Here is a 15,919-nt window from a genome sequence, read left to right on the forward strand (position 1 = left end):
AATTTTCATAAAAAAAGACCGGAGATATGATCTTCGGTCTTTTTTATTTTTGATTACTTTTTAGATTTTTCTTCAGAAGCGGCAAAAGACTTTGAAGCTTTTCGGGGTCTTCTTTTTCCATAACTTCCTGAATTAATTTTTCCTCTTCTTGATTTTTTGTCTCCTTTTCCCATAGTATTATGTATTTGTTGTACTACGAATTTAGAGAATATAATACTAAAATCCAATTAATGAAGTTGTTAAAGTTTTATAAACTAAGGAGGGAAGCTGGAGGATGGATGCTGGCAGCTACTATCAGGTTACTATTTTCGATTCTCTGTTATCAATTAATCCTATTTTCTTTCATCTTGATGATAAAAGGCCAGTTTAAATATTTCAGGCAGCAAGTACTTCCAGCTTCCAGCATCCAATCTTCAACAAGCAGATTACTTATCTTTTTTCATTTTTGTTAACAAAGGCTAGCTTAAATATTTCAAGCTGCCAGTACTTCCTTCTTCCATCTTCCAGCACCTTGCCTTAAACTTTTATCGTTTTCCATTTTCCTTTTTTAAATAAAATAAAGGCAACGATTGTAATTAAAGTTTCTGCTGCCGGAATTGAAATAAACACTCCTTTAGGCCCCATTTCAAGATATTTGGATAAAAAATAAGCCAGAGGGATCTGAAACAGCCAGAATCCAAAAAGATTAACCCAGGTGGGTGTCCATGTATCGCCAGCTCCATTGAAGGCATTGATCATCACCATTCCTATTCCATAGAAAATAAATCCTATACTCATAATCTGAAGCGCATTTTTAGCAAAATCTTTAATGGCAATTTCCTGGGTAAAAAACCCCACTAAAAAGTTCCCCATAAAAAGAAAGATCAGACTCACCACCAGCATAAAGATGACATTATATTTCACGGTTTTCATCACCGACTGTTCTGCTCTCAGCATCTCATTTGCGCCCATATTCTGCCCCACCAGCGTAGATGCTGCATTACTTAAACCCCAGGCCGGAAGCATAAAGAACATCATCAGCCTTAAAGCGGTCTGATAACCGGCTGAAGCATTTTCACCTCCTGTAGTTGCTACAAGTTCGGCGAGGAAGATCCAGCTGCACGAAGCAATAACAAACTGAAAGATCCCGGGTGTTGCTATTTTGATAATGGATTTGATTAATCCATAATTCAGTTTAAAATAAGGAATCTTTATACGGATTTGTGTATCGGCCACCAAAAGATGGTACAACTGATAAATAACCCCAATGCTGCGTCCTATTGTTGTCGCCAAAGCGGCTCCGGTTAATCCCAAAGCAGGAACAGGCCCCAATCCTCTTATCAGTATCGGACAGAGAATAATATTGGCGATATTGGCCATCCATAAACTTTTCATTGCGATCATAGCATTGCCAGCTCCCCTGAAAATACCATTGATTAAAAATAAAAGCATGATAATCGTACTGCTTCCCATCATAATTCTGGTAAAGTTCTTTCCATAAGCAGCCGCTTCGGGTTTAGAACCCATTAAAATCAGAATTTCTTCCGCATAGATCACTCCGAGTAAGCTTAATACAAAAGTAATGGCAAAGGAAACAAGCAATACCTGCGCAGCACTTCTGGAAGCCTGTTCCGGGTTTTTCTCACCAATTCTTCTTGCGACCAATGCTGTTGCCGCCATACTCATCCCAATCGCAATAGAATACATCACCGAAAGTACAGATTCTGTAAGTCCTACCGTCTGGATAGCAAAACCGCTTTCTTTCAGATGGCCGACAAAATAGAGGTCAACAAGTGCAAATACAGATTCCATAGCCATTTCCAGCATCATCGGAATGGCTAAAAGCAGTACGGCACTTCTGATGTTCACTTTCGTAAAATCAGTTTCCTCACCGCTGAATGCTTTTTTCAAAAACTCAATATATTTCGTCATTTCGTAATCAATTATTTTATATAATCCCAAAAATACAAATCCAATTAGTAGGAAAACTTAGCAATTGGTAATAAAATTTAATTTAGATTTGTATATTCTTAAAAATTATCCTTATGAAAAAAATAATCTCTACTATCTTTCTATTTGGACTGTTACTATCTGGCAGCATGTTATCTGCCCAAAAGATGACTCAGGAAAAGATGAAAGCCATTTATTCTGATGATATAGCAACATTTAAGAAACAGTTTGCCCCCGGAGATTACAACAAATGCTTCCTTGTTGGAGATATACTTTATTCCCCTCTTGGTTTTAGTGTAATGTCTGATAGAAAGAACATTATCAACTATCTTTTGAATAATAAAGCCAATGTTAATAAAAAATGTCAGAACAAAACACCTCTTGAAGTAGCTGATGAAACAAAAGGCAGCGAAGAAGTAAAGAAAATTCTGATAGCAAAAGGCGGTAACAGAGATTAAAAAACCTAAAACAATATATGAAACTTCCGAAAGGAAGTTTTTTTATTTATAAAACCTGCAAAAATCTTATCTTTGCCAACGAAAAATTCAAGGTTCGGAATTGAACCTTAAACATTGAACTTTAAACAAATAATTATGTTTCGATCACACACCAACGGAGAGCTATCTCTGAAAAATCTGAATGAAGAAGTTACACTATCAGGATGGGTACAGACTATCCGTGATAAAGGATTTATGATTTGGGTAGATCTTCGAGATCGTTACGGAATTACCCAGCTGGTTTTTGACCAGGACCGCTCTTCTGCACAATTGATGGAAGAAGCTAAAAAACTGGGCCGTGAATTTGTGATTAAGGCTACCGGAAAAGTCATTGAAAGAGTAAGCAAAAACCCTAATATTCCAACAGGAGAAATTGAAATTCTGGTAGAAAAACTGACTATTCTGAACGACTCCCAGCTTCCTCCTTTCACCATTGAGGATGAAACAGACGGCGGTGAAGAATTAAGAATGAAATACCGTTACCTGGATATCAGAAGAAATCCGGTAAAAGATAAACTGATCTTCCGTCACAAGATGGCACAGAAAGTAAGAAATTACTTATCTGAGGAAGGATTCATTGAAGTGGAAACTCCTGTTCTGATCAAGTCAACTCCAGAGGGAGCAAGAGACTTCGTAGTACCAAGCAGAATGAACCCGGGACAGTTTTATGCATTGCCACAGTCTCCACAGACTTTCAAACAGCTTTTGATGGTAGGTGGAATGGATAAATATTTCCAGATTGTAAAATGTTTCCGCGATGAGGATTTAAGAGCCGACAGACAGCCGGAATTTACACAGATCGACTGTGAGATGGCTTTTGTAGAACAGGAAGATGTCATGAACGTATTTGAAGGAATGACCAAAACGCTGATAAAAGATATTACAGGTCAGGAATTCGGAGATTTCCCAAGAATGACTTTCGCAGATGCGATGAGAAAATATGGAAATGACAAACCGGATATCCGTTTCGGAATGGAGTTCGTAGAACTGAATGAACTGGTAAAAGGAAAAGACTTTAAGATATTTGATGAGGCTGAATTAGTGGTCGGAATCAATGTAGAAGGATGTGCAGAATATACAAGAAAGCAAATCGATGAGCTTGTTGATTGGGTAAAGCGCCCTCAGATCGGAGCTTCAGGAATGGTTTGGGCAAAATTCCAGAATGACGGAGTGAAAACCTCATCAGTAAACAAATTCTATAACGAAGAAGATTTAGGAAAAATCATTGAAAAATTCGGAGCAAAAGAAGGAGACTTAATGTTGATTCTTTCCGGAAACGAAAATAAAGTAAGAGCTCAGCTTTCAGCATTGAGAATGGAACTTGGAAACCGTTTGGGATTAAGAAAAGGAAACGAATTCGCACCACTTTGGGTAGTTGATTTCCCTCTGTTGGAATTTGATGAAGAAAGTGGACGTTACCATGCGATGCACCACCCTTTCACCTCTCCAAAGCCGGAAGATATCCACTTGTTGGAAACTGATCCAGGAAAAGCAAGAGCCAACGCTTATGATATGGTTCTGAACGGAAATGAAATCGGAGGAGGATCGATCAGAATTTTTGACAGAGATCTTCAGTCTAAAATGTTTGATTTATTAGGATTTACCAGAGAAGAAGCAGAAGCTCAGTTTGGGTTTCTTATGAACGCCTTTAAATACGGAGCTCCGCCACACGGAGGTTTAGCATTCGGATTTGACCGTTTGGTAGCTATTCTTGATGGTAACGAAGTGATCAGAGATTATATCGCTTTCCCTAAGAACAATTCAGGACGGGATGTAATGATTGATGCACCGGCTTCTATTGCTGATGCACAGCTCGACGAATTAGAATTACAGTTGAATTTAAAAGCATAAAAGTAAAGCGGGGTATTTGCCCCGCTTTACTTTTATGCTTAATCCTCAGATCTATATTTTTATTTCATCTTCAGCATCTGCTCCCTTCCCGGTCCTGTTGAAAGATAAGCTACTGGGATCCCTAATTCTGCCTCCAAAAATGACAGAAACTCTATTAGTTCCTTCGGCAATTCTGAAGGGCTCGTCAAGACAGAAAAATCCGCATTCCATCCATCAAACCATTTCAATATTGACTTTCCATTTTCAGGAAGAATCCCGGAAACAGTTTCAATCATTCCGTTTTCCAATTTATAATGGGTACAGACGGCTACAGATTTCAATCCGCTCAAAACATCGGCTTTCGTCAGAACCAGCTGGGTAACTCCGTTGATCATCACGGCATATTTTAAAGCAGGAAGGTCCAGCCATCCGGTTCTTCTCGGACGTTCTGTATTGGAGCCAAACTCATTTCCTTTAGTTCTGATCTCTTCCCCTAATTCATCAAAAAGCTCGGTTGGAAATACTCCGTTCCCTACTCTTGTACAGTATACTTTTGCTATTCCAAATATTTCACCGATCTTTTTCGGTGAAACTCCTAGCCCACTGCTCGCTCCTGAAGCTGTGGTGGATGAAGAGGTTACATAAGGATAGGTTCCATGGTCAATATCCAGCATTGCCGCCTGAGAACCTTCCGCTAAGATTTTTTTCCCTTCTGACAAAGCACTATTCAGATATATTTCCGTTTCAATACAATTGAATCTCTTTAAAAAATCTACCGCTTCAAAAAATTCATTACTTATTTCCTCCAAAGAAGGCAGCGGCATGTCTCCTGCGCTTAACATCTTATAATCTCTTTCTAAAATGTGCTGCACTCTGCTTCTAAAGTCAGGAGCAAACATATCTCCTATTCTTACATTCTGTCTTAAAATTTTATTTGAATAAGCCTGCGCGATCCCATTTTTGGTGGTTCCGATGGTTGTGTAATCAGAACTTTCTTCCATAAAAATATCCAGAAGCTTATGCGTAGGCAGCACAAAGTGAGCTTTGAGTGAAATAACCACATTGGTTTCCGGCTGAACCGTTGCATCAAACGCCTGAAGATGTATAATTTCTTTTTTAAAACTTACAGGATCCAGAACAGTTCCAGTCCCGATCACATTCTGCACTCCTTTCATAAAGATTCCCGAAGGGATCATTTTAAGTGTAATTCTGCGGCCGTTTCTTTCAATACTGTGCCCAGCATTAGAACCGCCATTAAAACGTGCTGTAATGTCATAATTTTCACTAATCAGATCAATGAATTTCCCTTTTCCTTCATCACCCCACTGTAATCCTAATACAATATCCATATTTGTACTTAATTTTATGGGACAAAGCTATGACAGCCAGACAGAAAGACCATTGCCATTTGACAAAAAGAGATTTATTGAGAAACTAGAAGCTAGATTTTAGAAGTTAGTAAAAACTCACAAACTCTATTACTCTTCCACCCAAAGTGGTATCATTTATCGATTATCATTTATCATTAATTCTAGACTATATTTCTTCTGATCCTGCTCAATGAAGAAGGCGTAACCCCGAGATAAGAAGCAAGCATAGACTGCGGAACTCTGTTGGCAAGACCTGGATAATGGTTTAAAAAATGAATATAGCGCGATTTAGCATCCTGATTCAGCATAATACTGGCTACCTTGAGCTTATTCTCGACTACAAAAGCATGGATTCTGGCAAATAAAACCGGCCATACGGCAATTTTCTCTTCCAGAATTTTAAAATGTTTAAGATCTATCACCAGCAATACAGCATCGGTAATAGCTTCAATATCTTCATGAGCAGGCAGCTGATCATTAAACCCCTGAAAATCTCCGATAAATCTTCCTTCATAGATGAAATACCGGGTAAAATCATCACCCTGTTTATTGTAATATAAAGACCGGAAAACACCTTTTTTTACAAAAGCAATTCTTTGGCTCACCTTTCCCGCTTCTATAAAAGGTTCTCCTTTCTTAACCGTGATTTCCTGAATTCCTTCAGCAATCAAAAATTCATCCTGCGGATTCAGTGTTCCAAATTTTTTGATATAAATAAAAAGCTCTTCCATATTTCTTTTGTAACCACGGATTGCGGATATTATAAAGATATAAAAGTTAATGCTAAAAAACAATTGTCATTTGATAACAAAAGCCTGTTAAGGATACCACACAAGCCTCCTGCGGCATATTAATTGCTTGAGTTTTAAAAACGTAAGACAATGAAAGCAATTTGGAATGGCGCCATTGGATTCGGTTTAGTAAATATTCCCGTTAAAATCTATTCGGCAACAGAAACTACAAAACTGGATCTCGACATGCTTGATAAATCTGATTTTTCAAACATCCGGTTCAAAAGAGTCAATGAAAGCACGGGGAAAGAGGTAAAATGGGAAAATATCGTCAAAGGTTATCTCATGGACGACAAATATATCGTTCTGGATGAGGAAGATTACGAAGCCGCAAGCCCTGAAAAAACAAAGATACTCTCTATTGACCAGTTCGTAAAGGAAGTGGAAGTAGATAGTGTGTATTTTGAAACACCTTATTATCTGGAACCCCAGAAAAATGGTGAAAGTGCATACAGGCTCTTATTAAAAGCACTTGAAGAAACTAAAATGGTAGGGATTGGCACATTCGTACTTCGTGAGACGGAAACCATTGGCATGATCCGCCCCTACAAAAATGATATACTGGTTCTTAACCGCCTGAGATTTGATCAGGAAATAAGAGCATATGCAGATTTAAAAATTCCTGCTCATAAAGCACCCAAACCGGCAGAACTCAAAATGGCGGTCAGCCTTATCAAGCAGCTTTCTCAGGAATTTGATCCTGCAATGTATAAAGACACCTATTCTGATGAACTGATGAAGATCATCAAGCAGAAAGCAAAAGGCAAAAATATAAAAGCCAAAAAAGCCCAGCCCGCAAAAGAAGGCAAAGTGATTGACCTCATGGCACAGTTAAAAGCCAGCCTGAACAGTTCCAAATCCAAATCCGCATCATAATGGCTCTCAAAGATTATCATAAAAAACGAAAGTTCGATGAAACCAGCGAACCAAAAGGAAAAACAAAAAAAAGCAAGGAAAAACTGGTTTTTGTTATTCAGAGACATGCTGCCAGCAGGCTTCACTATGATTTCAGGCTTGAAATGGAAGGAGTCTTGAAAAGCTGGGCAGTTCCGAAAGGCCCGTCTTTAGACCCAAAAGACAAACGCCTGGCTATGATGGTGGAAGATCATCCTTACGATTATAAAGATTTCGAAGGAAATATTCCTGAGGGCAATTACGGTGCCGGACAGGTAGAAATATGGGACAGCGGAACGTATGAACCTTTGGAAGAAAACACCCAACTTTCTGATGAAAAAGAGCTTCTGAAAGAATTGCATGCAGGTTCTTTAAAATTTATTTTACATGGCAAAAAACTGAAAGGTGAATTTGCTTTGGTTAAAATGAAAAATACAGAGGATAACTCATGGCTGCTCATTAAACATAAAGATAAGTTTGCAGAAAGTCCGTATGATGCTGAAGAAAATACTTCACCAAAATCTCTGGTTACCCAATTTTTAGAGGAAAAAAAAAGCCTAAAAACAAAGGAAAAAAAGAAGTCATAACAACTGAGAAACGGTTCAGAAGTTTTAATTCTTTAACAAACGAGAAAAAACTGAAGTCTTTTATCAAACCTATGCTGGCCAAACTTTCAGAAGAAGCCTTCAACGATAAAGACTGGATCTTTGAAATAAAATGGGATGGCTACAGAGCCATTGCTGATCTCAGCCATCAATCTCCGCTCTTCTACTCCCGAAATGGAATTTCATTTTTATCTAAATTTGATAAAATCACCCAGGATTTCGATAAACAAAAATATCACATGATTCTGGATGGAGAAGTTGTAGTGTATGATGAACAGGGAAAGCCTAGTTTTCAGCTTCTGCAGCAAATCGGGGATAATCCCAATGCAGCCCTTGTCTATCAGGTTTTCGACCTTCTTTGGCTGAATGGCCATTCTACAGAAGAGCTTCCCCTTATTCAGCGAAAGGAACTTTTAAAAGAAGCGCTTACGGAAACCGATCGAATTAAATATTGCGATCATATTCAGGAAAAAGGGATTGAGTTTTTTTCTCAGATGAAAAAAATGCAGCTGGAAGGGATGATTGCAAAACGGGCTGATAGTCTGTATATTGAAAATAACAGAACCAGTGACTGGCTTAAAATAAAGTTTTCTGACACAGAAGAAGTAATGATTTGTGGTTTTACAGAGCCCAGAGGATCACGGGAAAGCTTTGGGGCATTGATATTGGGAAAATATATCAATGGGCAGCTTACTTACTGTGGTCATACAGGAACAGGATTCAATGCTACTTCTCTAAAACAGCTTTATCAAAGACTTCAGAAGTTAATTGTAAAATCTTCACCTTTCAAAACAATTCCCAAGACCAACATGCCGGTAACCTGGACAAGGCCTGAGCTGGTATGTGAAATCAAATATTCTGAAATTACCCGGGACGGAATCTTCAGACATCCTGTTTTTATAACAATCAGGGAAGACAAAGGTCCTGAAGATCTTCAGGATTCATCCTTCACCGAAAAACCTAAAGAAATAAAAATGAAAGCAGCATCAAAAAAAACAAAAGTTTCTGAGAAAGAAAAAGAAATCACATTGGATAAACATATTGTAAAGCTGACAAATCAGGATAAAGTCTATTTTCCTGAAGACGGCATAACAAAAGGAGATGTCATTGATTATTATCAGTCTGTGGCATCTTATATTTTACCGCATTTAAAAAACCGGCCGCTTTCTCTTAACCGCTTTCCGAACGGAATTGAAGAACAGGGCTTTTATCAGAAAGATGCAGGAGACCATATTCCTGAATGGATAAAAACAACACAGGTCTATTCTGAATCCAATGATAAATATATTGATTATATCTACTGCAATGACAAGGCTACATTGGCCTATCTGAATAATCTGGGCTGTATTGACCTCAACCCCTGGAACAGTTCCTTACCGGATCTTGAGCATCCTGACTATCTGGTGTTAGATCTGGATCCTTCTACAAAAAACACATTTGATGAGGTGATTGAAACAGCTCTTCAGGTAAATGAGGTGCTAAAAGCAATCAAAATAAAAGGCTACTGCAAAACTTCCGGAAGTACAGGAATTCATATCTATATTCCAATGGGGGCACATTATGATTTTGACCAGGTAAAGGACTTTGCGCATATTCTCATGAAACAGGTCAATGACAAGCTGCCTAAAATTACGACCCTGGAAAGAAGTCTTCAAAAAAGAGATAACAAAAAAATCTATCTTGATTATCTGCAGAACAGGACCGGGCAGACCCTTGCAAGCGCTTACAGCCTGAGACCCAAACAAGGGGCATCCGTTTCTATGCCGCTGGATTGGGATGAATTAAAACCGGGGCTGAAACCTACAGATTTTACTATTAATAATGCCCTTGACAGAATCAAAGAGAAAGGGGATTTATTTAAACCTGTATTGGGTAAGGGAATTGATATGATAAAAGCCTTGGAGCTGCTGCAGGATATGGAGTAAATAAAACACTCCCACATTAAATATGCGGGAGTCTTTTGATATTATTCTACTTGTTGTAAACATGTATATCTCTCTGTGGAAAAGGGATTCCGATTCCTGCATTGTCAAGAGCTTCTTTACAACCAATAATCAGTTCTTCATTCATCGTCCAGAAGTTTTCCGTGGAAGCACTTACCCTTACTGATAAATTGATGGCACTTTCTCCAAGTTCGGTAACCACTACTTGTGGCGCAGGTGCTGTAAGGGCGTACTGATTATTTTTAATGACTTCCATTAGAATCTGCTTCGTATGCTTAAGATCTGCATCATAGGCAACTCCGATGTCCAACGAGGTTCTTCTTGTTCCTAGCTGAGTAAAATTGGTAATACTATTGTTTGAAACCACCCCGTTAGGAATAACAATCAGGTGGTTTTGTGGAGTGACCAGTTTCGTATGAAAAATATCTATTGCATCTACAGTTCCTGAAACTCCTGAATTGGTAGAAATAAAATCACCAATTTTAAAAGGCTTTAGTAATAAAATTAAAATTCCACCTGCAAAATTCGTTAATGATCCCTGTAACGCTAAACCTACTGCCAGACCTGCGGCACCAATCATGGCAACAAATGCAGAAGTCTGTACTCCCAGCTGCGTTACAACAACGATAAACAACAAAATATTAAGTCCCCAATTGATCATATTTAAAAGAAAGTGCTGCAGTGAAGCTTCCATATTTCGTTTTTTGAAAGCTTTTTGAACCAGTTTCTTAATCATTCTTATCATCCACGATCCAATCAGATAAATTAATAATGCAGAAATGACTGCAGTAAAAATTCTCGGTGCCCATGAAATGGCTGAAGAGATTAACGTATCCCAGTGTTGTTGAATTTTGTTCAATTCTAAATCGTCCATTTTTGTATTGTATATATTTTACTATGAATAGATATTGGCATCTCCTGCAGGATTTGAAAAAAGAAATTTGCTTCCACTGTATGAGTGAAAGTAAATTATATTTATCCTTGAAAATAAGATTGGCAGCTGAGCAGAATATTTCAGCTTTATTCAATAATCATTCAGAAATTGAATCTTGCAGGAAGAAATAATTTTCGGGTCATAGAATTACAAAAACGATACCGAAGTGGCAGCCATAAGAAAAAATAACATTAATAAAATATTACTTAAGGTAATTTTGCAGCTAAACTTTCCGGTAAAAGTCTAAGAATATGGTAAATAATCTTCCATTTTAAGCCCGGAACAATGATAAATGATTTCCCTGCATTGACAATAAATTTCGCCACATAATCAGGTTCCATGATCAGAGATTCATTCAATTCCAGCCCTTCATTGATTTTTGTCCTGATATAACCGATTACCAAAGCATTCACAGTGATCTTACGGGAAGCCAGTTCTTGTCTCAACCCTGCGAGAAACTGGGTAAATGCAGCCTTTGTACTTCCGTAGACAAAATTACTTTTTCTTCCTCTTACTCCTGATAATGAAGAGAGCCCAACAATCCTTTCCAGGTTCTTATTGCCCTTATCCATTGCAATAATACTCAGAATGGACACTCCGCCCATGTAATTGACTTCCATCATTTGTTTTGCGCCTTTGAAATCAGTGAGAGCTTTTTGATTGTCTACTAAAAAGCCTGCAGCATAGACTACAATATGAGGTTTTACAGGAAGATTGGAATAAAACTGATGATGAGAATCAAAATCAGCAGCATCAAAATACAAAACAGAAACTTTTGAACGATCCAGATTATTTGAGCGGATAAAATCATTCAGAGATGTTGTATTTCGGGAAGCAGCCATTATTGAAAATCCTTTTTCAAGATACTGCTTTATACATTGTTTTGCTACATCCGAATTGGCGCCCAGAATAAGAACTGTTTTATTTGCGTTTTGATTCATACAGCAAAGATAATTTTTTATTAAACACTAATTTCTCTAATTGCTTTGACAAGTGGGCCAACTTATTGTACAAATAAATTGCGGCGGGTGAACTTCGTTCACCCGCCGCATCTAAATATTTTCAGACTGAATTATTTCTTTTCTTCAGTTGCTGTTTCTTTTTTGTCATCTGTTTTATCCGCAGATTTTGCTTTATCTCCAAAACGGGCTTCAGTCATTTCTCTTGAAACTGCTGCTTTTTCAAACTTCAGTTTTCCGGATAAAGTTTCGATTACGAAACCGTCATCCTGAACCTGAGCAATTCTTCCGTGGAGACCTGATGTAAGAACTACTCTTGTTCCAACTTTAAGGTTTTCCTGAAAGTTTTTTTCCTGTTTCTGTTTTCTCATCTGAGGTCTGATCATCAGGAAATAAAACCCAACAAACATTACCCCCATCATGATCAGCATCATAGGTGAAGATCCACCTGCTGCCTGTAAAAATAGTGTTAACATATTTTAAATATTATGGTTGAATGTTCGCCGTGAACGTTAATCTTATTGGAGATTTTTCTACGTTTGCGAAAACATCTGCATACTTCTGAACGTTTCCGTCAAAGCTTGAAGAGTCAAAGTGCAAAGTAACTTTTCCTTTTTTACCAGGCATAATCGGTTCTTTTGTAAAGTCTGGAGCAGTACAACCGCATCCTGGCTTAACTTCAGAAATAATTAATGGGTTTTTTCCTGTATTGGTAACTTCATATACATGCTCTACTTTGTCTCCTTTTTTGATTTTCCCAAAATCGAAGCTATTTTCAGATAAAGCAACGGAAGTAGATGGCTTGTTAGAAACCGGTGCTGCTGCTTCACCTGTTACTGGTGCTGCTGCAGAATCTGTAGTTACCGGAGCCGCAACAGCTGTAGAATCGGTAGTTGCAGTCTCAGTACTTTGAGTTTCTTTGTTTTCTTTTTTACATGAAACTAACCCAAAGCCTATAATTGACAAGGCGATAATTGATAACGTCTTTTTCATTTTATATTCTATTTTGATCTTTACAATATTTATCTAAAATTCCATTGATGAAGATATTGGAACGGTCTGTGGCAAACACTTTTGCAATTTCAATATATTCATTAATGATGACTCTTGAAGGCGTGAAAGCAAAGTTGTCAAGTTCAGTAATCGCTGTAGACAAAATTACCTTATCCATTAAAGAAACTCTTTCCAGATCCCAGTTCTCAAGTCTTTCTTCCAGTTTCTTTTCGTTGTTTTCCCAGTTGTTCAGCGTATCTCTCAACAGTTTTGCCGCGAAAGTTTTATCTTCTTCATCTTTAATCATCTTGATCAAAGTTCTGCTTTCTTCATCCTCTCTCAGGAAACCAATTGTTTTCTGTACCATTGAATTGGCAATATGAATATCATCATACCATGAAAGTTCCTTATCTCCTAAATAATCATGAAAATCATCATTTTCAGCAATATATCTCAGGAATAATTTACCAATAAATTTCTGATCTTCTTCAAAAGAGTATCCTTCTTCTTTCATGAAATCCTGATAACGTTTTCCTGCAGTGATCCTCTGGAAAGTTTTTACCAATAAATCATCATGCATATCCCATTTCAATTGCTTGTGCTGACCGGTAAAAAATAATCTTTCAGGATTTTCTTCCAGTTTAAGCAACACCTGGTTGTTGATGAATTTTTGGTTAGGATTGATATCAGCATCAGTTTTAAGAAATTTATTCTTTCCAATCTCAATCTGATTTTCGGCCAGTTCTTTCAGGGCTACCAAAAAATTAAGCTGGTAGATGTACAGATAATAGATTTTCTCTATCCCGGTAAACATATTTTTCTCTAAAACATCAAATTTTACAGGATTTTGGTAGTATGAATACACGGTTTGTACTACTTTTTCACGGATTTGTCGTCTTCCTAACATTCAAAGAGCTTTTTTATGGGTGCAAAGATACAAAATTTAAAATTGATGAAATTCGTAATGTGATGACATTTTTGTAATTTTGTCAAACTATATGAAAGCGCTAAAAACCTTAAACCCTTATTTTTGGAAACACAAAATACTACTGTTTTGGGGGGTACTCTTTATCATTGCCAGTAATTTCTTCAATATATATAAGGTTCAGTTTGTAGGAAAATCCGTAGATGAACTTACCAAAAGTGGGAATCTGGGCTTTAACCAGCAGGTCTTAATCTATGTTGGAATTATTGTAGGATGTTCTCTTTTAACCGGATTTTTCACCTTTATGATGAGGCAGACTATCATTGTTGCTTCCAGAAGGATAGAATATGAGCTTAAAAATAAAATTTACCGACATTATCAGGATTTATCTTTAACAGATTATAAACAGACCACCATCGGAGACTTAATGAACAGATTGAGTGAAGATGTGGTGGCGGTAAGAATGTACCTTGGCCCCGGCGTGATGTATGTGGCCAACCTAATTGTCCTTGTAGTGATCACGGCTATTTATATGGTAAAAACGGATGCTTCCATGACCATGTGGACTTTACTTCCGCTTCCTATTTTATCTTATGCCATTTATAAAGTAAGTTCAATCATCAATAAAAAGTCGAAAATTATGCAGAAAAGCCAGTCTGCTATTTCAACTTTTGTCCAGGACAGCTTTTCCGGAATCCGTGTGGTAAAATTTTTCGCCAGAGAAAAATATATCGAAAAAAATTATGGAATCAAAGTTACTGACTATCAGAACAAGGCTTTGGATCTAGCCAAAACAGAGGCCTATTTTTTTACCATTATTCTTTTTGTAATCGGATTGCTAAATGTTGCTATCATCTGGATTGGCGGCGCTAAGTATATTGCGGGAGAATTAAGCATCGGTAAGATTGCAGATTTCTTTATGTATATCAACACCCTTATTTTTCCTTTCTCTATGGTAGGATGGGTAACTTCTGTGAATCAAAGAGCAGAAGCATCTATGCAGAGAATCAATGAATTTATGGATAAGAAATCTGAGATCGTTAACACTAATTTTGAGAATTATCCTATTAAAGGAGATATAGAGTTCAGAAATGTTTCTTATGTATATCCCAATACGGGAATCAAAGCCCTGGATAATTTAAGCTTTAAAGTAAAAGCGGGAGAATCTTTAGCGATTATGGGTAAAACCGGAAGCGGAAAATCAACGATTGCCTTACTTTTATGCAGACTGATAGATCCTAGTGAAGGAGAAATCCTAGTTGACGGTAAAAGCCTGAAAGATCATAATCTGGATAACTACAGAAACTTCATTGGATATATTCCACAGGAGAGCTATTTATTTTCTGATTCTATCGAAAATAACATTGGTTTTGCCATTGATCATCCTTCTCATGAGAAAGTGGTAGAGTATGCCCATATTGCAGATGTTCACAAAAATATTGTAGAGTTTAAAGATCAATATAAAACACTAGTAGGTGAACGCGGGGTCATGCTTTCGGGGGGACAAAAGCAAAGAATTTGTATCGCAAGAGCGTTAATAAAAGACCCTAATATCATTATTTTTGACGATTCGCTGTCGGCTTTAGACACTGAAACGGAGCAGAATATTCTGGAAAATATTGATAAAAAAATCAGTAATGCTACTTCCATAATTATCACACACAGAGAGTCTAGCGCTCAAAAAGCCCATCAAATTATCAACCTGACCGAAATTGCCAATTCTGTAACTGCATAGCCATTTCGTTCTCAATTGTTAAATAAATCATAAAAAAAATTTTGTGATTAAAAGAATTCTTTTATATTTGTTCTTAACAAGATTAAAAAATATCTAACAATGAGTGAATACAAGGAACGCCATGAAAATGAGATTTTCACGAAGGTGTTAAAAGCAGGGAGAAGAACTTATTTCTTTGATGTGCGCGAGACGAAAGCAGGAGATTATTATCTTACCATCACTGAGAGTAAGAAGAATTTCGGAGAGAATGGGGAAGCTACATTCGAGAAGCATAAAATTTACCTTTATAAGGAAGATTTTAAGAGTTTCCAGGAGATGTTTAATGAGTCCACAGATTTCATCATTAATGAAAAGGGTGAGGATGTAATTTCAGAAAAACATGACAAAGACTTCAAAAGCAGATCTTTCACGATTGATTCTGACGACGAAGTTTAATAAAAGAATATTCTAAAAACACAAGCATCTGAAAAAGATGCTTTTTTTATGGGCTGAAATCCGGCAGTTCAACCGGAAT

Annotated in this window: 16 protein-coding genes; 7 read left to right on the forward strand and 9 right to left on the reverse strand. The window is 37.3% G+C overall.

Annotated features, from left to right (window positions below):
- Window positions 1-53: 53 nt before the first annotated feature.
- The gene (locus ACP3T3_RS12225) at window positions 54-173 is read right to left on the reverse strand and encodes a 30S ribosomal protein THX (RefSeq protein ID WP_089689565.1); all 120 of its coding nucleotides are present in this window, start codon (window positions 171-173) and stop codon (window positions 54-56) included.
- 343 nt (window positions 174-516) lie between these two features.
- Complete coding sequence (locus ACP3T3_RS12230) at window positions 517-1,911, reverse strand: MATE family efflux transporter (protein ID WP_426476139.1); 1,395 nt, start codon at window positions 1,909-1,911, stop codon at window positions 517-519.
- 113 nt (window positions 1,912-2,024) lie between these two features.
- On the opposite strand from ACP3T3_RS12230, the gene ACP3T3_RS12235 reads away from it, so the two are divergent.
- On the forward strand, window positions 2,025-2,387 hold the full coding sequence (locus ACP3T3_RS12235; protein WP_426476140.1) for a hypothetical protein: 363 nt from the start codon (window positions 2,025-2,027) through the stop codon (window positions 2,385-2,387).
- Between the two features lie 135 nt (window positions 2,388-2,522).
- Window positions 2,523-4,277: an aspartate--tRNA ligase gene (gene aspS / locus ACP3T3_RS12240; RefSeq protein ID WP_426476141.1), complete on the forward strand. Its 1,755-nt coding sequence runs from the start codon at window positions 2,523-2,525 to the stop codon at window positions 4,275-4,277.
- Window positions 4,278-4,336: 59 nt separating this feature from the next.
- On the opposite strand, the gene ACP3T3_RS12245 is transcribed toward aspS, so the two are convergent.
- Window positions 4,337-5,605, reverse strand: a complete 1,269-nt coding sequence (locus ACP3T3_RS12245) for an adenylosuccinate synthase (protein ID WP_426476142.1) — start codon at window positions 5,603-5,605, stop codon at window positions 4,337-4,339.
- 182 nt (window positions 5,606-5,787) lie between these two features.
- Window positions 5,788-6,357: a Crp/Fnr family transcriptional regulator gene (locus ACP3T3_RS12250; protein WP_426476143.1), complete on the reverse strand. Its 570-nt coding sequence runs from the start codon at window positions 6,355-6,357 to the stop codon at window positions 5,788-5,790.
- 150 nt (window positions 6,358-6,507) lie between these two features.
- Between ACP3T3_RS12250 and ACP3T3_RS12255 the strand changes: the two genes are divergently transcribed.
- From ACP3T3_RS12255 to ligD, 3 genes are all read left to right on the forward strand, one after another.
- Window positions 6,508-7,293 carry a Ku protein gene (locus ACP3T3_RS12255; protein ID WP_426476144.1) on the forward strand — a complete coding sequence of 262 codons (786 nt, stop codon included), beginning with the start codon at window positions 6,508-6,510 and terminating at the stop codon, window positions 7,291-7,293.
- Window positions 7,293-7,898 carry a DNA polymerase ligase N-terminal domain-containing protein gene (locus ACP3T3_RS12260; protein ID WP_426476145.1) on the forward strand — a complete coding sequence of 202 codons (606 nt, stop codon included), beginning with the start codon at window positions 7,293-7,295 and terminating at the stop codon, window positions 7,896-7,898. The genes ACP3T3_RS12255 and ACP3T3_RS12260 overlap by 1 nt, the downstream gene beginning before the upstream one ends.
- Before the next feature lie 71 nt (window positions 7,899-7,969).
- Window positions 7,970-9,841, forward strand: coding sequence for a DNA ligase D (ligD, locus tag ACP3T3_RS12265; RefSeq protein WP_426476146.1), 1,872 nt, complete (start codon window positions 7,970-7,972; stop codon window positions 9,839-9,841).
- Window positions 9,842-9,887: 46 nt separating this feature from the next.
- Here the strand turns inward: ligD and ACP3T3_RS12270 are convergent, their stop codons facing one another.
- The 5 genes from ACP3T3_RS12270 to ACP3T3_RS12290 form a co-directional block, all read right to left on the reverse strand.
- The gene (locus ACP3T3_RS12270; RefSeq protein WP_426476147.1) at window positions 9,888-10,733 is read right to left on the reverse strand and encodes a mechanosensitive ion channel family protein; all 846 of its coding nucleotides are present in this window, start codon (window positions 10,731-10,733) and stop codon (window positions 9,888-9,890) included.
- Window positions 10,734-10,999: 266 nt separating this feature from the next.
- Window positions 11,000-11,734: an SDR family NAD(P)-dependent oxidoreductase gene (locus tag ACP3T3_RS12275; RefSeq protein WP_426476148.1), complete on the reverse strand. Its 735-nt coding sequence runs from the start codon at window positions 11,732-11,734 to the stop codon at window positions 11,000-11,002.
- A 131-nt stretch (window positions 11,735-11,865) separates the two neighbouring features.
- Window positions 11,866-12,228, reverse strand: coding sequence for a preprotein translocase subunit YajC (yajC, locus tag ACP3T3_RS12280; protein WP_426476149.1), 363 nt, complete (start codon window positions 12,226-12,228; stop codon window positions 11,866-11,868).
- Window positions 12,229-12,238: 10 nt separating this feature from the next.
- Complete coding sequence (locus ACP3T3_RS12285; RefSeq protein WP_426476150.1) at window positions 12,239-12,745, reverse strand: DUF1573 domain-containing protein; 507 nt, start codon at window positions 12,743-12,745, stop codon at window positions 12,239-12,241.
- 1 nt (window position 12,746) lies between these two features.
- The gene (locus ACP3T3_RS12290) at window positions 12,747-13,652 is read right to left on the reverse strand and encodes a transcription antitermination protein NusB (RefSeq protein ID WP_426476151.1); all 906 of its coding nucleotides are present in this window, start codon (window positions 13,650-13,652) and stop codon (window positions 12,747-12,749) included.
- A 91-nt stretch (window positions 13,653-13,743) separates the two neighbouring features.
- Between ACP3T3_RS12290 and ACP3T3_RS12295 the strand changes: the two genes are divergently transcribed.
- Both ACP3T3_RS12295 and ACP3T3_RS12300 read left to right on the forward strand, forming a co-directional pair.
- Window positions 13,744-15,405 carry an ABC transporter ATP-binding protein gene (locus ACP3T3_RS12295; RefSeq protein WP_426476152.1) on the forward strand — a complete coding sequence of 554 codons (1,662 nt, stop codon included), beginning with the start codon at window positions 13,744-13,746 and terminating at the stop codon, window positions 15,403-15,405.
- Between the two features lie 99 nt (window positions 15,406-15,504).
- Entirely contained in the window at window positions 15,505-15,840 is a 336-nt protein-coding gene (locus ACP3T3_RS12300; RefSeq protein WP_027375472.1) for a DUF3276 family protein, read from the forward strand.
- Window positions 15,841-15,919 lie beyond the last annotated feature (79 nt).

The sequence above is a fragment of the Chryseobacterium sp. CBSDS_008 genome (genome assembly GCF_049959325.1).
In the GTDB taxonomy this organism is placed as follows: Bacteria; Bacteroidota; Bacteroidia; order Flavobacteriales; family Weeksellaceae; genus Chryseobacterium.